General features: G+C 64.9%; 16 protein-coding genes and 2 pseudogenes. 9 read left to right on the top strand and 9 right to left on the bottom strand.

Features of this window, described 5'->3' with window-relative positions; translation table 11 throughout:
• Window positions 1–23: 23 nt before the first annotated feature.
• Window positions 24–911 carry a YicC/YloC family endoribonuclease gene (locus F1735_RS10780; protein WP_167236949.1) on the bottom strand — a complete coding sequence of 296 codons (888 nt, stop codon included), beginning with the start codon at window positions 909–911 and terminating at the stop codon, window positions 24–26.
• A 99-nt stretch (window positions 912–1,010) separates the two neighbouring features.
• Between F1735_RS10780 and F1735_RS10775 the strand changes: the two genes are divergently transcribed.
• The 3 genes from F1735_RS10775 to rph are packed head-to-tail and all read left to right on the top strand — an operon-like array spanning window position 1,011 to window position 3,723.
• Window positions 1,011–2,006: a serine/threonine protein kinase gene (locus F1735_RS10775; RefSeq protein ID WP_167236919.1), complete on the top strand. Its 996-nt coding sequence runs from the start codon at window positions 1,011–1,013 to the stop codon at window positions 2,004–2,006.
• Between the two features lie 15 nt (window positions 2,007–2,021).
• Window positions 2,022–2,972: a PP2C family protein-serine/threonine phosphatase gene (locus tag F1735_RS10770; protein WP_054264091.1), complete on the top strand. Its 951-nt coding sequence runs from the start codon at window positions 2,022–2,024 to the stop codon at window positions 2,970–2,972.
• 22 nt (window positions 2,973–2,994) lie between these two features.
• Window positions 2,995–3,723, top strand: coding sequence for a ribonuclease PH (gene rph, locus F1735_RS10765; protein WP_167236918.1), 729 nt, complete (start codon window positions 2,995–2,997; stop codon window positions 3,721–3,723).
• A 91-nt stretch (window positions 3,724–3,814) separates the two neighbouring features.
• Here the strand turns inward: rph and F1735_RS10760 are convergent, their stop codons facing one another.
• Window positions 3,815–4,753, bottom strand: coding sequence for a DUF3616 domain-containing protein (locus F1735_RS10760; protein WP_167236917.1), 939 nt, complete (start codon window positions 4,751–4,753; stop codon window positions 3,815–3,817).
• Window positions 4,754–4,793: 40 nt separating this feature from the next.
• Window positions 4,794–5,858, bottom strand: coding sequence for a transporter (locus F1735_RS10755; protein WP_187362678.1), 1,065 nt, complete (start codon window positions 5,856–5,858; stop codon window positions 4,794–4,796).
• A 174-nt stretch (window positions 5,859–6,032) separates the two neighbouring features.
• Between F1735_RS10755 and rdgB the strand changes: the two genes are divergently transcribed.
• Together rdgB and hemW are read left to right on the top strand one after the other, a co-directional pair.
• Window positions 6,033–6,617, top strand: coding sequence for an RdgB/HAM1 family non-canonical purine NTP pyrophosphatase (gene rdgB / locus F1735_RS10750; RefSeq protein ID WP_167236916.1), 585 nt, complete (start codon window positions 6,033–6,035; stop codon window positions 6,615–6,617).
• On the top strand, window positions 6,614–7,852 hold the full coding sequence (gene hemW / locus F1735_RS10745) for a radical SAM family heme chaperone HemW (protein WP_167236915.1): 1,239 nt from the start codon (window positions 6,614–6,616) through the stop codon (window positions 7,850–7,852). Before rdgB ends, hemW begins: the two co-directional genes overlap by 4 nt.
• A 78-nt stretch (window positions 7,853–7,930) precedes the next feature.
• Here hemW and F1735_RS10740 read toward each other — a convergent pair whose 3' ends face one another.
• The 3 genes and pseudogenes from F1735_RS10740 to F1735_RS10730 form a co-directional block, all read right to left on the bottom strand.
• The gene (locus F1735_RS10740) at window positions 7,931–9,532 is read right to left on the bottom strand and encodes a methyl-accepting chemotaxis protein (protein WP_167236914.1); all 1,602 of its coding nucleotides are present in this window, start codon (window positions 9,530–9,532) and stop codon (window positions 7,931–7,933) included.
• A gap of 165 nt (window positions 9,533–9,697) precedes the next feature.
• On the bottom strand, window positions 9,698–11,302 hold the full coding sequence (locus F1735_RS10735; protein ID WP_167236913.1) for a methyl-accepting chemotaxis protein: 1,605 nt from the start codon (window positions 11,300–11,302) through the stop codon (window positions 9,698–9,700).
• Window positions 11,303–11,555: 253 nt separating this feature from the next.
• Window positions 11,556–11,824 (bottom strand): annotated as a pseudogene (locus tag F1735_RS10730) (methyl-accepting chemotaxis protein); the annotation flags it as partial.
• Between the two features lie 225 nt (window positions 11,825–12,049).
• Here F1735_RS10730 and F1735_RS10725 point away from each other — a divergent pair.
• From F1735_RS10725 to F1735_RS36440, 4 genes and pseudogenes are all read left to right on the top strand, one after another.
• Window positions 12,050–14,185 carry an ATP-binding protein gene (locus tag F1735_RS10725; RefSeq protein ID WP_229505710.1) on the top strand — a complete coding sequence of 712 codons (2,136 nt, stop codon included), beginning with the start codon at window positions 12,050–12,052 and terminating at the stop codon, window positions 14,183–14,185.
• Complete coding sequence (locus F1735_RS36455; protein ID WP_229505709.1) at window positions 14,095–15,177, top strand: response regulator; 1,083 nt, start codon at window positions 14,095–14,097, stop codon at window positions 15,175–15,177. The genes F1735_RS10725 and F1735_RS36455 overlap by 91 nt, the downstream gene beginning before the upstream one ends.
• A pseudogene (locus tag F1735_RS36450) lies at window positions 15,174–16,800 on the top strand (response regulator); the annotation flags it as partial. The gene F1735_RS36455 and the pseudogene F1735_RS36450, both read left to right, overlap by 4 nt.
• Before the next feature lie 90 nt (window positions 16,801–16,890).
• Window positions 16,891–17,697 (top strand): putative bifunctional diguanylate cyclase/phosphodiesterase, encoded by an 807-nt coding sequence (locus F1735_RS36440; protein WP_308627198.1) that lies wholly within the window; start codon window positions 16,891–16,893, stop codon window positions 17,695–17,697.
• Here the strand turns inward: F1735_RS36440 and F1735_RS10715 are convergent.
• The 3 genes from F1735_RS10715 to F1735_RS10705 form a co-directional block, all read right to left on the bottom strand.
• Window positions 17,687–18,481 carry a substrate-binding periplasmic protein gene (locus F1735_RS10715; protein WP_167236912.1) on the bottom strand — a complete coding sequence of 265 codons (795 nt, stop codon included), beginning with the start codon at window positions 18,479–18,481 and terminating at the stop codon, window positions 17,687–17,689. The genes F1735_RS36440 and F1735_RS10715 overlap by 11 nt on opposite strands.
• Window positions 18,482–18,575: 94 nt before the next feature.
• The gene (locus tag F1735_RS10710; protein ID WP_167236911.1) at window positions 18,576–19,532 is read right to left on the bottom strand and encodes a M28 family peptidase; all 957 of its coding nucleotides are present in this window, start codon (window positions 19,530–19,532) and stop codon (window positions 18,576–18,578) included.
• 163 nt (window positions 19,533–19,695) lie between these two features.
• Window positions 19,696–21,081, bottom strand: a complete 1,386-nt coding sequence (locus tag F1735_RS10705) for an efflux transporter outer membrane subunit (protein ID WP_167236910.1) — start codon at window positions 21,079–21,081, stop codon at window positions 19,696–19,698.
• Between the last annotated feature and the right edge of the window lies 1 nt (window position 21,082).

Genomic DNA, 21,082 nt, shown 5'->3' with positions numbered 1-21,082 from the left:
AGCGGCCCGCCGGGCCTGTCGGCCTACTCCAGATTCTGCACCTGCTCGCGCATCTGCTCGATCAGCAGCTTCAATTCCATCGACGCATCGGCCAGTTCCTTGACCGATGCCTTGGCGCCCAGGGTATTGGCTTCGCGGTTCAGTTCCTGCATCATGAAGTCGAGCCGCTTGCCGACCTGCCCGCCCTTTTTGAGGATATGGCGCGTCTCGGTCAAGTGCGCCGACAAGCGCGACAACTCTTCCGACACATCGATCCGGATCCCGTACAAGGTCACTTCCTGGCGAATCCGCTCGAACGCTTCCTGGCGCGTGAGGGTCGATGGCGTGCCATGCCCGGCCAGTCCCAGTGCATCCTGCATGCGCTCGATGGCCTTTTGCTGGAACTGCGAGATCACCTGCGGAATCAATGGCGTGATGCGCTTGACGATGATATCCATCGCATCGATGCGCGAGACCAGCATCGCTTCGAGCGCCGCGCCTTCGCGCCGGCGGCTGTCGACGAAGGCCGCGACGGTGGTGGCGGTCAGCGCGGCCACGTCGGCCTGCAGCGACTCCTGGCCAACCTGGGCTTCCTCGATCACACCGGGCCAACGCAGCAGCTCGGCCACCGTCATCAGCGGCGCCGATACGAAATGCTTGGTCACTTCGGCCTGCAAACGGGCCAGATCGGCCAGCATGGCCGCATTCAGGGCTTGCGAGCCGCCCGCGACCTTGCGCCCGAAAGAGAGGCGTGCCTCGACCTTGCCGCGCGTGATGGCGGCCATGATCGCGGCGCGCAAGTCCGGTTCGAGCGCGCGCAACTCGTCGTTGATGCGGAACTGCAGGTCCAGAAAGCGCGAATTAACGCTCTTGATTTCAATTGTAAGGGTGCCCGCCGCGCCTTCGCTGGTGGCCACCGCGTAACCTGTCATGCTAGAAATGCTCAATGGAGTCCCCGGTATTTTTATCTTTTCTTTACAAAGCCGTGATTTATCCACACAATCGCCGTGTTAAGCAAGGAACACACTCTGATGGCTGCACAAAATAACGCCCCCCTGCCCGATGGACTTGAAATTGCCGGATATCGCATTGTAAAGAAAATTGCGTCCGGTGGGTTCAGTATTGTATATCTCGCTTATGACGCCGAGGGGAACGCGGTCGCCATCAAAGAGTACCTGCCGAGCTCCCTCGCTTTGCGGCAAGCCGGCGAGCTCGTTCCGGTGATTTCACCGCCCAACCTGCCCGTGTTCCGCATCGGCCTGAAGTGCTTTTTCGAGGAGGGAAGGGCGCTTGCGCTGATTTCCCACCCGAACGTGGTGCGCGTGCTGAACTTTTTCCGCGCCAACGACACCGTGTACATGGTGATGGGCTACGAATCGGGCCACTCGCTGCAGGAACACATCGCCCGCCTCGGCAGCAAGGGCAGCCGCCTGTCGGAAGCGTTCATCCGCCAGATTTTCCTGGGCGTGTGCGGCGGCCTGCGCGAAGTGCATGCCAACAAGCTGCTGCACCTCGACCTGAAACCGGCCAATATCTACCTGCGCACCGACGGCTCGCCGATCCTGCTCGACTTCGGCGCCGCGCGCCAGACCATCAACGCCGACATCCCCAAACTGACGCCCATGTACACGCCGGGCTTCGCCCCGCCGGACCTGTACTCGAAAACGGCGGCGCTGGGGCCGTGGTCGGATATTTACAGTATCGGCGCGACCATGTTCGCCTGCATGGCCGGCGCGCCGCCGCAGCCGGCCGACCAGCGCAAGACCGAAGACAAGATGCCGGGCTACTACGCGCGCCTGGAAGGCAGCTTTTCGCCGGCCTTGATCGGCATGGTCAAGAACTGCCTCGACATGGACCCGCTGGCGCGTCCGCAAAGCCTGTTCGCGCTGCAAAAGGAACTGGCGCTGCCGCCGCCCAAGAAGCCGGAAGCGCCGCGCGGTCTGGAAAAGATCGGCGGCCAGGTACGCGGCCTGGTCGACCGCCTCGGTAGTTTCGGCCGCAAAAAAGTCAACGATAAAAACACCTGATCCAGAAAGAATACTATGCAATTTTCCGTTTATCAGGAAAGCCAGCTCGGCGGCCGCAAGGTCAACCAGGACCGCATGGGATACAGCTTCACGCGCGACGCGCTGCTGCTGGTCCTGGCGGACGGCATGGGCGGCCACCTGCGCGGCGAAATGGCCGCGGCCATCACGCTGCAGACCATGTCGAGCATGTTCCAGCAGCACGCCACGCCGTATGTGCGCAAGCCCGAACGCTTCCTGGAAGAGGCTTTCCTCGAAGCGCACGATGAAATCCACCGCTACCGCATCGCCAACAACATGCCCGACACGCCGCGCACCACGGTGGTGGCCTGCCTGATCCAGCACAACACGGCGATCTGGGCCCACTGCGGCGACTCGCGCCTGTACTGGCTGCGGCGCGGGCAGATTTTGGGCCGTACGCGCGACCACTCGCACATCGAGCACCTGATCGCCCAGGGTCTGGCCGATCCGGCCGAACGCGCGACCCACCCGGACCGCAACAAGCTGTATAACTGCATTGGCGCTTCCTCGCTGCCGAAGATCGAAGTGTCGCGCCAGGTCAGTCTGTTGACCGGCGACGTGGTCATGCTGTGCTCCGACGGTTTGTGGTCGATGCTGCCGGACGAAGAGATTGTCCATCGCCTCTCGACCCAGACCATCGTGCGCGCCATTCCCGACATGATCAGCACCGCGATCACCATCGGCGGCGAGACCTGCGACAACACGACCGCGCTGGCGATCATGTGGCAAGGATCGCCCGAAGTGGAAACGGCGGGCGTGAACACGGACGGCAGCGCGGCCGTCATTTCGACCATGATGCTGCCCGAGAACCTGGTCAGCACCACGATCCTGAGCGCTCCCGAGCCGGAACAGCCGCTCGAAATCGACGCCTTCAACGACGACGAAATCGAAAAAGCGATCGCCGAGATCCGCGACGCCATCGAAAAATCATCCCAGGTTTTGAAGTAAGCCTGCTTTTACAAGGTAATACATGACATTTGAATCACGTCCGAGCGGCCGCGCCGTCGACCAGTTGCGCGACATCGTGCTCACGCGCCAGTACACCAAGCATGCCGAAGGATCGGTCTTGATCGAGTGCGGCGACACCAAGGTCATTTGCACGGCCAGCATCGAAGAGAAGGTGCCGGGCTTTTTGAAGGGCAAAGGGCAGGGCTGGCTGACGGCCGAATACGGCATGCTGCCGCGTTCGACCCACACGCGCATGGACCGCGAAGCGGCGCGCGGCAAGCAAAGCGGGCGCACGCAGGAGATCCAGCGCCTGATCGGCCGCTCGCTGCGCGCGGCGTTCGACCTGGAAGCGTTCGGCGAGCGTACCCTGAACCTCGATTGCGATGTGATCCAGGCCGATGGCGGCACGCGCACGGCGTCGATTACCGGCGCCATGGTGGCGGCGTATGACGCGTTCAGCAAACTGGTGGCCAGCGGCGCGATCGCGGCGGTGCCGGTGAAGAGTTTTGTGGCGGCCATTTCGGTCGGCGTGGTCAAGGGGATGCCGGTGCTGGATCTCGATTACGTGGAAGATTCGGGCTGCGACACCGATATGAACGTGGTGATGACCGAAGCGGGGCACTTCATCGAAGTCCAGGGCACGGCCGAAGGCGCCGCGTTCGACCGCGCCGGGATGAACCGTTTGCTGGACCTGGCGCAGGCGGGGATTGCGGACATTATCGCCTTGCAGAAGAAAAGCCTCGGCTTGTAAGCTGCGGCCAGATGGTGCCTGGACTGTAAGCGTTCCCCGCTACCTCAAAAACCGTCATTCCCGCGAAGGCGGGAATGACAGGGTAACGCTGTTAAAGCACTACAGTAATACTCCTGAACGTCTGCTCCTCCTCCGCCATCTCCTTCACGTGCGGCCCGCCATCGTCGCTCAGGATCTGCACCTTGCGGGTTCCGGGAATGGCAAACAGCGCCTCCGGCCGCACATCGTCAAAATCCTCGTGCACCAGCTGCTCGGGCGCGTCCCCCGCCTTGCCCGACCAGCGATACAAGGCAAACTCCCCATGATCGGCCGGCGGTCCCGCCACGATCATGTACGCCAGTCCCACCAGCTCCATGCTGCGAATCGCCAGCCCGCCCAGATCGAGTTCAATCGCCTCGCCGAACTCGCCCCGCTCGCCTTCAACCACCTTCTCGGGATTGAGCAAGGGCACCACCAGCGCCTTGCCCTGCGGCGCGGGATTGCGCATCCCGATCAGCAGCGCCCCTTCCGGCGTGGCTGCCAGGCCTTCGATATTGAAAGCGCCAGCCGATTCAGGCATCAACCCGGCAGCCTGCGCGATCGGATATTTTTTCAGGTGCGCGGCGGCGATCATGTCGTCCAGCAGTCCGCCGTAGGCCTGGCCGACCGGTTCCAGAAGCGCCTCGCCCTTGCCCGCCCCGGTCGCAAAAAAGCGGTAGCGGCGCTCCTGCACCTCGCCCTTCTTGTTGCGGCCATGCGAGGTAATCCAGTAAATCCGCTGGCCGATGGCGGCCGCGCCTTCCAGGTCCGATTCCTTGTTCTTCTTGGTGCCCAAAAAGTCCGACAGGTCGAGTACCTGCACCGCATCGGCCACGCCGCGCTGGTAGATCTTGAGCTCGTTGCGTTCGTCGTTGGCGACCACGAACAGCTCATCCCCGAGCGCGGCGGCGGCCGAGGCGTCGCACATGCCGCGATAGGTAAAATGCTGTTCCAGTGTCGCTTGCAGCGCGCCCGCGATCAGGGTGGCGCTGGCCGCTTCGTGTTTGCTCATGGCGTCCTCCGGTGTGTTGATTAAAACACCATCATAGTGGCTAACGCAGGCGCCGCGCCGCACGTGTGACCAGCCAGCCCGCCACCACCGTAAATGTCGCGATGATCCCGGCGATAATCCAGAAACCGGCCGGGTGGTGCGACAGCGGAATGCCGCCCACGTTCATGCCCAGCATGCCGGCGATGATATTGATCGGCAGCGCCAGCACCGTCACGATCGTCAAAATAAACAGGCTGCGGCCGGTTTCCTCGCTCACGCGCGCGGCGATTTCTTCCTGCAGCAGCTTGATGCGTTCCTGCAGCGACGACATATCGCTCAGCACCACCGAGAATTCCTCGGTCGCTTCGCGCAGCTCCTGGGTGTCCAGGTCGGCCATCCACGAGGGCGGGCGTTGCAGCAGGCGAAAGAGGGCGGCCGGCTCGGGCGCCAGCAGGCGTTGCAGGCGCACCAGCACGCGCCGCATGGCGCCCAGGTCTTCGCGCCTGGCGGTCGGGCGGTCGGCCAGCAGCTTGTCTTCGATGTCGTCGACCCGTTCGACGGCGTCGCGCACGATTTTCACCAGCACGTCGGCCTGGTCGCGCAGCAGGTGGATCAGCAGTTCGACCGAGGAACGTACCGGCTCGCCCTGGCGCACCGCCTGGCGCACGCGCTCGATCGACTGCAAGGGCTTGCGGCGCGCGCTGACCACGACATTGCGCGCCACGCTCACCCACAGGGTCGAAATGTCGGATTCTTCGAACGAAAAATTGTGCAGCACATCGTTGACCACCGCGATCAGGGTGTCTTCGGCCAGTTCGATGCGGGTCGAGCGCGAGCCGGTGTGCAGTGTTTCGTAGAATTCCTCGGCCAGGTTGGCGTGCGTGGTCAGCCACTTTTCGCTGGCCGCGTTGGACAGGTTGAAGTGCAGCCAGATGAACTGCGCCGGATTGTTGGCCGCGTGGTCGCGCATCCAGGCCAGCGCCGCCGCCGAATCGACGGCCAGCGCTTCCGGCGTGACGCCGAACAGATAGCCCCACACCAGCCCCGAAGGGTCAGAGCCGTAGCTCACTTCGACTTTTTCGATTTCGAGCACGGCCGCACCTGCATTGTTCAAGGAGTTATTCATGGATTCGCTGGCGCACGGCGCTACCGCCGCCGGCGAACCGGGAGGGTCAAAATTCGGATGCCGGTATAGTACAGCGTTTATCGTGCAACATCCTTAAAAGCTGCTGAAGCGACGGCGCCTGCGCCACAGGCTAAAATACGCACTTGCATTCATCCTCGGCCAGACCAGACAATTATGACCCAACGCCTCATCCTCGCTTCCAATAACGCCGGCAAACTCAAGGAGTTTGGCGAAATCCTCGCACCCGTAGGCTTCACCCTGCACGCGCAGGGCGAATTCGACGTGCCCGAAGCCGAGGAGCCGTTCGCTACCTTTGTGGAAAACGCGCTCGAAAAAGCCCGTCACGCGTCGCGCCTGACCGGTTTGCCGGCGCTGGCCGACGACTCGGGCGTGTGCGTCAATGCCCTGGGCGGCGCGCCCGGCGTATGGTCGGCGCGGTTTGCCGGCGAGCCGAAGTCGGATGCGCGCAACAACCAGAAACTCATCGCCGACCTGGCCGCCCACGCCGACAAATCGGCCTATTACTACTGCGTGCTGGTGTATGTGCGCCATGCGGACGACCCGCAGCCGGTCATCGCCGACGGTCGCTGGAACGGCGAAATCGTGGCCGAAGCGCGCGGCGCCGGCGGTTTCGGCTACGATCCGCACTTCTGGATTGCTTCGCTGGGCAAATGCACCGCCGAACTGACGCCGCTTGAAAAAAATGCGCTGTCGCACCGCGGCCAGGCCCTGCGCGCACTGGTAGAGAAGCTGAAATGATTCCGATCAAAGTCGCCGGCAGCGCCATTAGACCCGCGCCGCGCTCGCCGGCCGCCAGTGCCCTGCAATACCTGCAACCGGGCGCCTTGAACCTGGCCGCGCTGCCGCCGCTGTCGCTGTATATCCACTATCCGTGGTGCGTGAAGAAGTGCCCTTACTGCGATTTCAACTCGCACGAGGCGCGCGGCGAGCTGCCGGAAGAAGCGTACCTCGACGCGCTGCGGCTCGACCTGGAGCAGTCGCTGCCCCTGATCTGGGGCCGCAAGATCTACACCATCTTTATCGGCGGCGGCACGCCGAGCCTGATGTCGGCCAAGGGCCTGGACCGGCTGATGTCGGACGTGCGCACCTTGCTGCCGCTGGACGTGGACGCCGAAGTGACGATGGAAGCCAATCCGGGCACGTTCGAAGCGGAGAAATTCAAGTCGTTCCGGGCCAGCGGCATCAACCGCCTGTCGATCGGCATCCAGAGCTTCAGCGGCAAGCACTTGAAGGCGCTGGGCCGCATCCATGACGACAACGAGGCCAGGCGGGCAGTCGAGATCGCGCATGCCAACTTCGACAACTTCAACCTGGACCTGATGTACGCCTTGCCGACCCAGACGCTGGAAGAAGCGCGGCTCGACCTGGAGACGGCGCTCTTGTTCGCGCCGCCGCATTTGTCGCTGTACCACCTGACGATGGAGCCGAACACGCTGTTCGCCAAGTATCCGCCGGCGCTGCCGGACGACGATGCCAGCGCCGACATGCAGGACATGATCGCGTTGGAGACGGCGGCGGCGGGATACGGGCATTACGAAGTGTCGGCGTACGCGCAGCCGGGGCGGCGCGCCAAGCACAATGTGAATTACTGGGAGTTCGGCGATTATCTCGGGATTGGCGCGGGTGCGCATTCGAAGATCTCGTTCCCGCACAGGGTGCTGCGCCAGGCGCGCTACAAGCAGCCGAAGGCGTTCATCGAGGCTGCGCGGGCCGGCAATCCGGTGCAGGAAGAGCGCGAAATCGGGCGCGCGGACATGGGGTTCGAATTCATGCTCAACACCTTGCGCCTGACCGAGGGGTTTTCACCGAACCTGTTCGGCGAACGCACCGGGATGGGGATCAATGCGATCGAGCAGACCCTCAATGCGGCCGAGGCCAAGGGCTTGATTTATCGCGATCACAAGATCATTCGCCCCACCGAGCTGGGGCAGCGCTTCTTGAATGATTTGCAGGAGATGTTCTTGGGGGCGTGAGGTGTAGTCAGGATTGATCCTCTATCCTTGAAACCGTCGTTCCCGCGCCGAGGGCCGCCTTGGCGCGGGAACGACGGGTCAAGCTGCCAGCTTCAGCGGCGCCTTGCCGGCCACCCGCTGCGCTTGCGCTGATGGCGTCGCCGCCAGCTTGAAGCCGCCGGCCACCTCGGCCAGGCGCGCCGCCTGTTCTTCCAGGCTGCCGGCCGCCGCCGCCGCTTCCTCCACCAGCGCCGCGTTCTGCTGCGTCACCTGGTCCATCTGCGCAATCGCCTCGTTGACCTGGTCGATCCCCACGCGCTGTTCGTTACTGGCCGCCGTGATCTCGGACATGATGTTGCTCACGCGCGCCACGCTGTCAACCACGTCGCCGATGGTGGTGCCGGCTTCCCGCACCAGGCGCGTGCCGTTGCTCACCTGCGCCACCGAGTCGCCGATCAATCCCTTGATTTCCTTGGCCGCACCGGCCGAGCGCTGCGCCAGGGTGCGCACTTCGGACGCCACCACCGCAAAGCCGCGACCCTGCTCGCCGGCGCGCGCCGCTTCCACTGCCGCATTCAAGGCCAGGATATTGGTCTGGAAGGCGATGCTGTCGATCACGCCGATGATGTCGACGATCTTGCGCGACGACGCTTCGATCGAGCCCATGGTGTCGACCACCTGGCTGACAATCGCGCCGCCCTTGCGCGCCACTTGCGAGGCGGCCAGCGCGAGCTGGTTGGCCTGCTGCGCGTTGTCGGCGTTCTGGCGCACGGTGGATGTGAGTTCTTCCATCGAGGCGGCGGTTTCTTCGAGCGAGCTGGCTTGCTGCTCGGTGCGCGCCGACAGGTCCAGGTTGCCGGCGGCGATTTCGGTCGAGCCGATGGCGATTGCGTTGGTCCCGCTCTGCACTTCCGACACCACCCGCGTGAGCGAGTCGTTCATGGCGTGCAGGGCGCGCATCAGGTCGCCGATTTCGTCGCGCGAGGCGGGGCCGAATTGCGTGGTCAGGTCGCCGCTGGCGACCGTGCCGGCTACCGCCACGGCAGCCTTCAGCGGCACGGTGATCGAGCGCGTGATCAGGAAAGCGCATACGGCGCCGGTCAGCACCGCCAGGGTGCCGAGCACCAGCAGCAGCTCGATGGTGCGGGTGTTGGCCTTGTCGATGGACAGCGCGGTGTCGTCGATGGCTTTGCGCTGCAGCGCCAGCATGTCCTGGATGCCGCGCTCGTAGGCGGCGGCCGATGGCGTAAAGGTACTGTTGAACAGCTGCTCGGTGGCGGCCGGGTCGCCCGCTTTCTTGGACGCCATCACCTGTTCCTTGGCTACCTGGAAGGTGGCGCGCAGGGCCTGGATCGACTTCATCATGGCTTTTTCTTCATCGCTGGTGAGCAGCGGTTCGATTTGCTTGATCAGCGCCGTACTGCGCTTGACGCCTTCGCTGACGGTGCCGGCGAAGGTGGCCGAGAGGGTGTCGTCGGTGCTGCGCGCGATCAGGGCGGTGCGCCCGACCGCCGCAAACACCATCACGTACCAGTCCGACACCAGGCGCTCCTTGCTCAAAGGCTGGGCCATCATCAGTTCCGTCGCCCGCGCGTTGTCGCGCGCCGCAATGATGGCGTAGGCCGTGGAGACAATGGACAGAACCAGGACGATCGCAAAAGCGATCGCCAGGCGTGAACCGATGCGGACGTTGGGGAACATGGTGTTTTTCCTGACAGGTGTGGATATGAATAATGCCGATCGGCAATTATCCTCTTGTTGCTGTCAATGCGGCCACGATTATTGTTCCTGCGAAGCAATTCCAAGTCGTATTGTTGTTTCCACTCAACATTAAAGTATGTTCATGGCACCCGCCATGCGCGCGGGTCAAGCCGCCAGTTTCAGGCGTGTGTGCGCCGGCGCATGGCGCAACTGCCGCGCTGATGGCGCCAACGCCAGCTTGAAGCCGCCGGCCACCTCGGCCAGGCGCGCCGCCTGTTCTTCCAGGCTGCCGGCCGCCGCCGCCGCTTCCTCCACCAGCGCCGCGTTCTGCTGCGTCACCTGGTCCATCTGCGCAATCGCCTCGTTGACCTGGTCGATCCCCACGCGCTGTTCGTTACTGGCCGCCGTGATCTCGGACATGATGTTGCTCACGCGCGCCACGCTGTCAACCACGTCGCCGATGGTGGTGCCGGCTTCCCGCACCAGGCGCGTGCCGTTGCTCACCTGCGCCACCGAGTCGCCGATCAATCCCTTGATTTCCTTGGCCGCACCGGCCGAGCGCTGCGCCAGGGTGCGCACTTCGGACGCCACCACCGCAAAGCCGCGACCCTGCTCGCCGGCGCGCGCCGCTTCCACTGCCGCATTCAAGGCCAGGATATTGGTCTGGAAGGCGATGCTGTCGATCACGCCGATGATGTCGACGATCTTGCGCGACGACGCTTCGATCGAGCCCATGGTGTCGACCACCTGGCTGACAATCGCGCCGCCCTTGCGCGCCACTTGCGAGGCGGCCAGCGCGAGCTGGTTGGCCTGCTGCGCGTTGTCGGCGTTCTGGCGCACGGTGGATGTGAGTTCTTCCATCGAGGCGGCGGTTTCTTCGAGCGAGCTGGCTTGCTGCTCGGTGCGCGCCGACAGGTCCAGGTTGCCGGCGGCGATTTCGGTCGAGCCGATGGCGATTGCGTTGGTCCCGCTCTGCACTTCCGACACCACCCGCGTGAGCGAGTCGTTCATGGCGTGCAGGGCGCGCATCAGGTCGCCGATTTCGTCGCGCGAGGCGGGGCCGAATTGCGTGGTCAGGTCGCCGCTGGCGACCGTGCCGGCTACCGCCACGGCAGCCTTCAGCGGCACGGTGATCGAGCGCGTGATCAGGAAAGCGCATACGGCGCCGGTCAGCACCGCCAGGGTGCCGAGCACCAGCAGCAAGGTCAGGGTGCGGGTGTTGGCTTGTTCGATCAGCAGGGCGGTATTGTCGATCTCCTTGCGCTGCATGGCGAGCATGGCCTGGATGCTGTTCTGGTACGCGCTGGCGGCCGGCAGGAAGGTGGTGTTGAAAACCTGTTCGGTGGTGGCGCTGTCGCCGGCCTTTTTGGCGGCCATGACGCTTTCCTTGGCCTTTTGATAGACGGCGCGATTGGCCTGGATCGCCTTCATGGTCGCCTTTTCGTCGTCCGTGTCCAGCAGCGGCTCCATCTGCTTCATGATTTCCGTGCTGCGCTTGACGCTGTCGGCGATCGCCACGGCGAACGTGGTCGACAAGGTTTCGTCGCTGCTGCGTGCGATCAGCGAGGTGCGCACGATGGCCGAGTAAGTCATCACGTACCAGTCCGACATCATGCGTTCCTTGGCAAGGGGCTGCGCCATCATGCGTTCCGTGGCACCGGCATTGGCGCGCGCGGCGAGCATGGCGTAGCCGGTGGAAACGATGGACAGGACCAGAACGATGGCGAAACCGATCGCGAGACGGGACCCGATGCGTACGTTGGGGAACATGGTGTTTTCCTGACAGTTGAGAAGTTAATAATTCCGAGCGGCAATTATCATCTTCTGCAAGAAAGACTTCCAGCTAACGTTTTTAAATAGCTAATTCGATTTCGTAATGTTGTTTTGTGGCAACGAAAAATGCACGAGCGTGCGATTCGAGAAGGGGTTTTGCTGACTTTCAGTCAAGATACTTATCGCTATAGTATTGCATGTATCGTTTTTGATCTGCATTCGTACGATGGCTTGCCTGTCATGCCGCCAGTTCGTTACTGGCGGCCGTGATCTCGGACATGATGTTGCTCACGCGCGCCACGCTGTCGACCACGTCGCCGATGGTGGTGCCGGCTTCCCGCACCAGGCGCGTGCCGTTGCTCACCTGCGCCACCGAGTCGCCGATCAATCCCTTGATTTCCTTGGCCGCGCCGGCCGAGCGCTGCGCCAGGGTGCGCACTTCGGACGCACCACCGCAAAGCCGCGCCCTTGCTCGCCGGCGCGCGCCGCTTCCACCGCCGCATTCAATGCCAAAAAATGGACATGGCTTCGGTTGCTGTTGAGCCGTAACAACGCCTGCCAGCCGGACCGTGGGCCTTGCGCCATCCCGGCGGCACCTGACGCTTGCACGCTGGCATCCCATCCGACTAGAATGAATGACTGGGCGCTAACATGGCGCGTCGGGCAAGCTACTGCGCCACATCAAGGACATTGCGGGCGCATGCACAGCCTGCAAGCCGGGGATGTCCCTTGACCGGAGGGTCGATGTTCAGCACGCAAACGCTTGCCAGCCGCCTTCTCTACACCATGCTGCCGTGGTACCTGCTGCTGTCGGTGAGCATGACGGTGCTGCAACTCGGCATCCAGTATTTATCGGTCAGCCGCGCCATCGCCGGCGACCTGGCCTCGCTCGGCCGCACTGTGGAACCGGGCGCGGCGCAAGCGTTGTGGGAGCTCGATACCGCCCGCCTGCGGGCCGTGGTGCGTGGCGTGCGCCAGAATGCGATTGTCACCGGGGTGCGGATCAGCAATATCGACGGCCAGGAGCTCGTTGGCGACGGCGACCGTCCCACTGTGCGCTCCGGTGAGGCCGGTTCGGCATTGCCCCGCTACCAGCAGGAAACGGTGGCCTTGCGCTACACCGAGCGCGATAACAAGCAGCGCCTGATCGGCCATCTCGACCTGTATGCCAATGGCGACGTGTTGTGGGATCGCACCAAGTACAGCTTCTTCGTGGTGCTGTTCAATTCCGTGCTCGGCAGTACGCTGTTGTGGCTGATCGTGTCCTGGACCATCAGCTATCGCCTCTCGCGCAGCGTGACCGAGGTCGCGCGCGGGGTGGCGCAGTGGCGCGCCGCGCACGGCGAGCGCAGGGCGGACAACATCGCCTACCCCTACCAGGACGAACTGGGCCAGCTGGTCGGCGCCCTCAACGACAGCCAAGCGCAGCTGTTCGAACTGGTGCAGGAGCTCAAGGGCGTCAACCAGAACCTCGAACACCTGGTGGCCGAACGCACCTGCGAATTGCAGCAGGCCAAGGACGCCGCCGAAGCCGCCAATCTGGCCAAAGGGCAATTCCTGGCCAATATGAGCCATGAAATCCGCACGCCGATGAACGCGATCCTGGGCATGCTCTACCTGGCGCTGAAAACCGAGCCGGCCCCGGCGCTCCGGAATTACCTGGGCAAGGCGCAAAGCGCGGCGCTGTCGCTGCTTGGCATCATCAACGACATCCTCGACTTCGCCAAGATCGAAGCCGGCAAACTCGATATCGACATCATCCCGTTCAGCCTCGACGATGTGCTGCAACAACTGACCGACACCCTTGCATACCAGGCCGGGCAGAAAGGGGTCGAGTTCCTGATCCGCTACGATCCGGCGGTTCCCTCGGTCCTGCTGGGCGACCCCTTGCGCCTGGGCCAGATCCTGCTCAACCTGTGCGGCAATGCGATCAAGTTTACCGAGCAGGGCGAAGTCGAACTGAGTTTTCGCGCCGTGGCCAGCAGCGACAGCGAGATCACCATCGACATGGCGGTGCGCGACACCGGCATCGGCATGTCGGCGCAGGTGCAGGGCGCATTGTTCACCAAGTTTACCCAGGCCGACCAGAGCACCACGCGCCGCTTCGGCGGTACCGGGCTGGGCTTGGCGATCAGCAAGGAACTGCTCGAACTGATGGGCGGGCGCATCTGGATTGCGCACTCGGCGCCGGGGCAGGGCAGCACCCTGTGCCTCAAACTGACCCTGGCGCGCCCGGGGGCCGCGGCGCCGGCGCCGGCGCTGCTGGTCGATCCGGTCGGCCCCTTGCTCAAGGGTATCCGGGTCATGGTGGTCGACGACAGCCAGTCCGCGCGCGAGATCATGGCCGACATGCTGCGCTTCCTGCAGCTCGACGTGGCCGTGGCCGCCGATGGCGCCGAGGCGCTGGCCGCGCTGGCCGCCGCCAGCGCGCAACCGTTCGACCTGGTCCTGATGGATTGGCGCATGCCCGGCATGAACGGCGATGAAGTGACCCGCCTGCTGCGCGCCGATCCGCGTATCGTGGCCTCGCCCAAGGTGGTCATGCTGACCGCTTATGGGCGCGAAGATGTATTCCGGCTGGCGCAGCAGGCGGGCGTGGATGGTTTTCTCATCAAGCCGGTCTCGCCCTCGACCCTGCTCGATGCCATGCTGTCGGTGCTGGGCCGCAAACGGCTCCTGGACAAGCACGGGCGCCGCCCGCCGGCCTTGCGCCCGCTCGCATCGGGCTTGGCAGGCGTACGCCTGTTGCTGAGGATAACGACATCAACCGCGAGTTTGCAAGCGAACTGTTGCGAAGCGAAGGCATCCTGGTGGACGAGGCGGCCAATGGCCGGCAAGCCGTCGAGATGGTCCGCAGCGGCAGCTACGACGGCGTGCTGATGGACGTCCAGATGCCGGTGATGGACGGGCTCGAGGCGGCGCGCCGGATCCGCGCCATGGCCGCCGGCGCCGACGCTGCGCGCTTCGCCGCGCTGCCGATCATCGCCATGACCGCACTGGCGATGGCCCATGACGCCGAGCAGAGCCGCGCGGCCGGCATGAACGACCATGTGACCAAGCCGATCGCGCCCGAGCGCCTGATGGCCACCCTGGGCCGCTGGGTACGCAGCGCGCCGGCCGGGCCACAAGCGGAGTCGCAAGCGGAGTCGCAAGCGGAGTCGCAAGCGGGGGCGCCGACGGCGCCGGCCGCGTCCGACTTCCCGGCCGACTTGCTGGCGCTGGCCAGCCTGGACGCGCGCGAAGGCATCCGCCGCATCGGCGGCAAGGCCGCCGCCTACCGCCGCCAGCTGCTGCGCTTTCGCGAGCACTACGGCGACGCCGCCGCGCGCCTGACGGCCATGCTGGCCGCGCCCGACCATGACAGCGCCGACGCGTATTGCCATACCCTGCTCGGCGTGACCGGCAACCTGGGCGCGGGCGCCCTGTTTGCCCGGCTGGCCGCCATCAGCGCCAATCTCAAGCACGCTACGGCCCCCGACGCGGCCGCGCTGGCGTCGCTGCACGAACTGCATGCCGCGCTGCTGGCCGACATCGACAGCCTGGCGCCGGCCACCGCCACCGCCACCGCCGGCGGGCCGGCGGTGGCGGGCGCTCCCCTGCTTGACCTGCTCGACCAGTTGAGCGGCGCACTCGATTACGACCTGGGGCGGGCCGTCTTCTTGCTGGCGCAATTGCGCGCCAGTGCGGCCGGCACCGACGCCGCCGCCGCGATTGCCGCGATCGCGGACTGCGCCGACGCCTTCGACATCGAACAAGCCGTGGCCCTGACCCGCGCCCTGCGCCTGCAACTGAGCCAGTCCGGCCAGCCCGATCCCATGCCGCCGCCCGCCGCCGCCGTCCCCTTCCCGCTGTCATCCGGAACTACGCCATGAACCGCTTCAGCCAACATCGCCCCCGCATCCTGATCGTCGACGATGTCCACGACAACCTGCACCTGCTGATGAATATCCTGGGGGCGACCCACACCCTGACGGCCGCCACCTCGGGCCGGAAGGCGCTGGAACTGGCGCGCCGCACGCCGCAGCCGGAATTGATCCTGCTCGACATCAGGATGCCTGGCATGGATGGCTACACGGTCCTGTCAAGCCTGAAATCGGACCCTGCGACCAGCCATATCCCGGTGATTTTCGTCTCCGCGCTGGACGACGCGGCCGACGTGGCCGGCGGCCTCGAACTGGGCGTGGCGGACTACATCACCAAGCCGGTCGACCCGGAATTGCTGCTCTTGCGCGTCAATACCCAACTGGCCTTGCAACGCTACCGCGCCGATGCGGCCCAGTTCGAGGAGGCGCCCGGCGCCGAGCCGGCCGGCGTGCCAAGCGTGCTGCTGGTCGACGACGTGCCGCAAAACCTGCACGGCCTGCTGGAAGGCTTGCGCGACGAGTACCGCATCATGCTGGCCGATTCCGGCGCCAGGGCCATCGAGCTGGTGCAGGGCGCGGCGCCGCCCGACCTGATTTTGCTCGACATCAGGATGCCCGGCATGGGCGGCCACGAGGTATGCCAGTACCTCAAGTCCTTGCCGGAGCACCACCGCATTCCGATCATTTTCGTCACCGTGGCCGACCAGGCGCAAGACAAGCTCAAAGGCTTCGCGCTGGGCGCGGCCGATTACATCACCAAGCCCTTCGATATCGAGGAAGTGCGCGCGCGCATGCGCACCCACCTCGAACTGAGCCGGCTGCGGCGCCACCTCGAACGGCAGGTGGCCCAGCGCACCGCCTTGCTCCAGAAAAGCGAAGAAAAATACCGCATCCTGGCCGATTACTCGCCGAACTGGGAATACTGGGTGGCCGAGGACGGCAGCTACCTGTACGTCTCGCCGGCCTGCAGCGCCGTATCCGGTTATGCGCCGGCCGACTTTTTCGCCGATCCCGGCTTGATGGAGAAAATCGTCGAGCCGGCCGACCTGGCGGCCTGGAAAGCGTGCGGGCCGGACGGCGGCCAGGCCGAAAGCGCCCCGTTCGCGTGCCGCATCCGCGCCGCCGACGGCAGCGAGCGCTGGGTCGAGCATGTGGCCAGGCGGGTGCGCGACGCCGCCGGCCAGGCGCGCGGCTGGCGCGGTTCGTACGCCAACATCACGCAGCGGCGCCAGGCCGAACAGCAGCTCGATATCGCCATCCACCGCGACGCCCTGACCGGCCTGTCGAACCGCGCCTTGTTCGGCGAATTGCTGGCGCACGCCCTCAAGCAGGCCGGGCATGCGCAATCGGAGTTCGCCCTGCTGTTCATCAACCTCGACAACTTCATGACGATCAACGAAAGCCTGGGGCACAGCGCCGGCGACCGCTTGCTGGTCGAGGTGGCCGCGCGCCTTCGCGCGCGTGGGCGGCGACGAGTTCAATATCGTGCTCGAGCGCGAAGCGAACGCTCCCGGCGCCGACCTGCTGGCCCAGCGCATCATCGACGCCCTGTCGCTGCCGTACCAGCTCGACGGCACCAGCGCCTACGTCGGCGCCAGCATCGGCATTGCGCTGTATCCGGCCGACGGCGCCGATCTGGAAACCTTGCAAAGCAACGCCGCCGTGGCCCTGCACCAGGCCAAGGCCAAGGGGCCGGGGGGCTTGCGCTTTTTCTCGCCGGAGATGAGCGGGCGCGCCAGGGAGCGGCTGGCGCTGGAGGCGGACTTGCGCGGCGCGCTCGAACGGCGCGAGTTCTCGCTGCACTACCAGCCCCAGATGGACTTGCGCAGCGGCGCGCTGGCCGGCCTGGAAGCACTGATCCGCTGGACCCATCCGGTGCGCGGGAACGTGGCGCCGGCCGCCTTCATCCCGCTGGCCGAGGAATGCGGCCTGATCGTCGAGTTGGGCGACTGGGTCCTGAAAACGGCCTGCCGCCAGATCCGCCGCTGGAGCGACGCCGGGCTGGCGCCGCGTCACACGGCGGTGAATATCTCGGCGGTGCAGCTGAGCCGGGGGCGCCTGCTCGACTCGGTCAGGCGCGCGCTCGACGAAGCGGGCATCGCGCCCGAACAGCTGGAACTTGAGATCACCGAAAGCTTCGTCATGCTCGAACGCGAACTGTCGTTCCAGTCGCTGGCCGACCTGCGCGCGCTCGGGGTGCGCCTGTCGATCGACGATTTCGGCACCGGCTATTCGTCGCTCGCCTACCTGCAGCAACTGAAGGTCCACAAGCTCAAGATCGACATGTCCTTCGTGCGCCACATGGTGAACAACAGCGGCAACGCGGCCATCGTGCGGGCCGTGATCGCGCTCGGACAAAGCCTGGGACTGGAAGTGATCGCCGAAGGCGTCGAACAAGCCGCGCAGGCACGCCACTTGCGCGAACTGGGCTGCGACGTGATGCAGGGCTACCTGTTCAGCCGGCCGCTGACCGGCGACGACGCCACCGCCTTCCTGGCCGACGCCGGCAAACGCACGCTCACTTTTTAGGCGGGCGCACCGCTTGAATGCTCAGCCTGGCCTTGAGTTTCTGCACATCGCCCGATTTGACCAGCAGGTCGACGATGGCGTTCATTTGCTCCACCGAGATGGGCCCGTCTTTCCTGACCAGGTTCGACAGCGCGACTTGCGAATCGTAGCGCTCGGCGACGATCAGTTGCTGGCGCACCTTGGGGTCGTTCATGTACTTCGCCATGATCACTTCGGGCACGATGCCGACATCGGCCCGGCCAGCCTGTACGAAGCGGATCACCCCTTCGTTGGAGCTGAACAGATAGGCGTTGAAGTTTTTCCAGATATAGGATTCGTCGGCGTTATTGTTAAATAGCTGGTAATGGTAGCCGCGCACGCCGGCCACGGTTTTCGCCGCCAGGTCGTCGAACACCTTGTGTCCGCCGAAGCGGTTGGCGCGGCGCGCGAAATAGATATCGCCGCTGGTGAAGATGGTTTTGGTGGGCAGCAGGCCGAGTTCCGGGCGGGTCCACAAGGTGGTACGCAAAGGATATACGTCGGCCTCCTTGTCGATGAAGACGCGGTCGACGCGCAGGCGCGGGTAGATGACCAGGTCGAACTGGAAGGTATCCTGCACCTCGTTCATGCGGTTGATGAAATCGGCCAGGTCGCCCGCGGGCACGTTGCGGCTGTCCAGGTACATCAGCTGGGCCCACGAATCGGTGGCGACGACGACCTTGATGCGCGCCTGTGCATTGGCCGTGCATAGCGCCATGCACAAGGCCAGCAGGGAAGACGTCAGCAGCGTTCGAAAGTGGCTCACCGTGTACCCGCTCAAGGAGGATCCTGACGCATAGCATACCGCGAAAGCGGCGTTCATCCAAGGTGCTGCGTGCGGGCCGCGCCCGGCGCGCGCGTCAGCGCCCTTGCAGCATCGCCCCGATCACGCTCGACATGCCCTCGACCACCCTGGACATGCTGGCGTAATCGAGTTTATCGGGCGTATCGGCGCTGGTGTGGTAGTGCGGGTAGCGCATGGTAGCGGTATCGGTGATCATGATCGCGCTATAGCCCTCCAGGTTGTAGGAGGTGTGATCGGACCAGGTGACTCCGCGCACGAACGACGGCGCCGCCAGCGCCTGGGCGGGAAAGGGCGAGGCATCGCGGAAGGCCGACACGGTCCTGCGCACCAGTCCCATCGAGCCGAGGGTGCTGACGAAGCCGATGAAATTGCCCTGGTCGGGATAAAACGCGCCGATGCCGGGCGGGTAGTGCTGGCTGTTGCTGGCGTTGGAATAGTAACCGATGGTTTCCAGGATGAGCGCCGCTTCCACGTTCGCCCCGCGCGCCTTGAGTGCGCGCGCATGGCGGCGGCTGCCCATGCCCGGGCCGTTGTAGTAGGGTGGTTCTTCGTTTACGAACAGGACGAATTTGAGTTCCTTGCCGGGAGCCGGCACCAGGCCCTTGAGCAAGCGTGCCAGTTCCAGCACGGCGGCGGTGCCGCTGCCGTTATCGTTGGCACCGGGGGTGCCGGGTGCGGAATCGTAGTGGGCGCCGACGATATAGATGCGCTCCGGCTGCTTGCCGGGAGCGGCGTTCGATATCGACACCTCCAGGTTGCGCACCTTGTGGCCATCGAAAACATACTCGTCGCGGCGCACCGTGTAGCCCTGGGCGGCGAGGGTCGATTCGAGATACAGGGCGGCTTTTTCGAGTTCGGCGGGCGTGCCGGTGTTGTGCTCGGTGGAAGCGATCGCGCGCACGTGCCCGGCCAGGCGTGCCGGCAAGTCGGCTTGCTGCGCGGCGCCCGCGCTGGCGCTGGCGGAAAGCATGAACGCGGCGGCGGTGACGGTTGTATTAAATAGCGTACACATATGGTTTCCATGAATACCCCACCCCGGTGTCAGGTCTGACATTCGGACACGGCCTCAGCGGTGCAGCGGCTGGGCTCGTGTCCGAATGTCAGACCTGACACCGGCGGGGCGCGGTGCAGCGGCTGGGCTCGTGTCCGAATGTCAGACCTGACCCCGGCGGGGTTTATTGCGGTGCGGTCCAGCCGCCGCCGAGCACGCGGTAGAGGGTGACCTGGTTTTGCAAGCGCTGCAAATTGGCCTGCACCGCCGCCTGTTCGGCGGAAAACAGCGAGCGCTGGGCATCGAGCAAGTCGAGGTAACTCGACGCGCCGCTGCGATAGCGCAGGTCCGACAGCTTGAAGCGCTCGGCCTCGGCTTCGGCCACCGCGCGCTGCGCACGCAACTGCTCGCCGAAGGTGGCCTGGCCCGCCAGCGCATCCGATACTTCGCGGAAGGCCGTCTGCACCGATTTTTCGTACTGTGCCACGGCGATCTCGCGCCCGGCCTTGGCGCTACCGAGGTTGGCGCTGTTGCGGCCGTAGTCGAAGATCGGCAGCACCATCTGCGGCGCAAAGGTCCAGCCGTACGAGCCGCCTTTGAACAAGCCGCTCAACTCGCTGCTGGCGCTGCCGGCATTGCCGGTCAGCGTTATGCGCGGGAAAAAGGCCGCGCGCGCAGCGCCAATGTTGGCGTTGGCGGCGATCAGTTGCTGCTCGGCGGCGCGGATGTCCGGGCGCACCGTCAGCAGGTCCGATGGCAGCCCGGCCGGCAGTTCGCTCAGCGCCATCGCCGCCAGGGTGGTGCTGGTGTCCGGCCCGGCCGGCAAGCTCTGGCCGACCAGCAGGGTAAGCAGATTGACATCCTGCGCGCGTTGGCGCTGTTGCTGCGCCAGCACCACGCGCGCGCTGTCGAGCAGCGACAATCCCTGTTGCAGGTCGAGCTTGGAGACCACGCCATTGTCGTACTTGAGCTGGATCAGCTTGAGCGATTCCTCGCGCGCCGACAAGGTTTTTTGCGTCAGGCCCAGCAGTTCTTCATCGGCCAGCAGGCCCAAATACGCGTTCGCCACCGACGCCACCAGGCTGATATGCGTGCTCTTGCGCGCTTCTTCGCTGGCCAGGTACTGCGCCAGGCCGGCGTCGCTCAGGCTGCGCACGCGGCCGAACAGGTCGAGTTCGAAGGAACTGACGCCAATCCCGGCCGTGTACAGGCTGGTGATGCTGTCGTCCGGCCCCGGCGAGCGGTTGCCGGCCACGCTCAGGTTGAGCGACGGCAGGCGGTCGGCGCGGCGGATCTGGTACTGCGCGCGCGCCTGTTCGATGTTCAGGATCGCCACGCGCAGGTCGCGATTATTGTTCAGCGCCAGTTCGATCAATTGCTTCAGGCGCGCATCGGCAAAGAAGCGCTGCCAGGCGATGCCCGACGCCGCTTCGGTACTGGCGCTGCCGACGGCTTGCAGCGCAAAAGCGGGGGCCACCGGCGCGGCCGGACGCTCGTACTTCGGCGCCATCGATGCGCAGCCGGCCAGGGCCAGGGCCAGCGCCAGCGCCAGGGGAGTCAGTCTTGTCATC

This window comes from Massilia genomosp. 1 (assembly GCF_011682185.1).
Taxonomy (GTDB): domain Bacteria; phylum Pseudomonadota; class Gammaproteobacteria; order Burkholderiales; family Burkholderiaceae_D; genus Telluria_A; species Telluria_A rubra.
Note: the sequence above shows the minus strand (reverse complement) of the source record. Positions and strands in the feature narration are given on the sequence as shown.

Bases quoted from the DNA above. Each gene is read 5' to 3' on its own strand.
- F1735_RS10710 (WP_167236911.1), bottom strand. From the start codon at position 19,532: ATGTGTACGCTATTTAATACAACCGTCACCGCCGCCGCGTTCATGCTT.
- hemW (WP_167236915.1), top strand. From the start codon at position 6,614: ATGATTCCGATCAAAGTCGCCGGCAGCGCCATTAGACCCGCGCCGCGC.
- F1735_RS10740 (WP_167236914.1), bottom strand. From the start codon at position 9,532: ATGTTCCCCAACGTCCGCATCGGTTCACGCCTGGCGATCGCTTTTGCG.
- F1735_RS10760 (WP_167236917.1), bottom strand. From the start codon at position 4,753: ATGAGCAAACACGAAGCGGCCAGCGCCACCCTGATCGCGGGCGCGCTG.
- rdgB (WP_167236916.1), top strand. From the start codon at position 6,033: ATGACCCAACGCCTCATCCTCGCTTCCAATAACGCCGGCAAACTCAAG.
- F1735_RS10770 (WP_054264091.1), top strand. From the start codon at position 2,022: ATGCAATTTTCCGTTTATCAGGAAAGCCAGCTCGGCGGCCGCAAGGTC.
- F1735_RS10780 (WP_167236949.1), bottom strand. From the start codon at position 911: ATGACAGGTTACGCGGTGGCCACCAGCGAAGGCGCGGCGGGCACCCTT.
- F1735_RS10705 (WP_167236910.1), bottom strand. From the start codon at position 21,081: ATGACAAGACTGACTCCCCTGGCGCTGGCGCTGGCCCTGGCCCTGGCC.
- F1735_RS10735 (WP_167236913.1), bottom strand. From the start codon at position 11,302: ATGTTCCCCAACGTACGCATCGGGTCCCGTCTCGCGATCGGTTTCGCC.
- F1735_RS36440 (WP_308627198.1), top strand. From the start codon at position 16,891: ATGAGCGGGCGCGCCAGGGAGCGGCTGGCGCTGGAGGCGGACTTGCGC.
- F1735_RS10725 (WP_229505710.1), top strand. From the start codon at position 12,050: ATGTTCAGCACGCAAACGCTTGCCAGCCGCCTTCTCTACACCATGCTG.
- F1735_RS10775 (WP_167236919.1), top strand. From the start codon at position 1,011: ATGGCTGCACAAAATAACGCCCCCCTGCCCGATGGACTTGAAATTGCC.
- rph (WP_167236918.1), top strand. From the start codon at position 2,995: ATGACATTTGAATCACGTCCGAGCGGCCGCGCCGTCGACCAGTTGCGC.
- F1735_RS10755 (WP_187362678.1), bottom strand. From the start codon at position 5,858: ATGAATAACTCCTTGAACAATGCAGGTGCGGCCGTGCTCGAAATCGAA.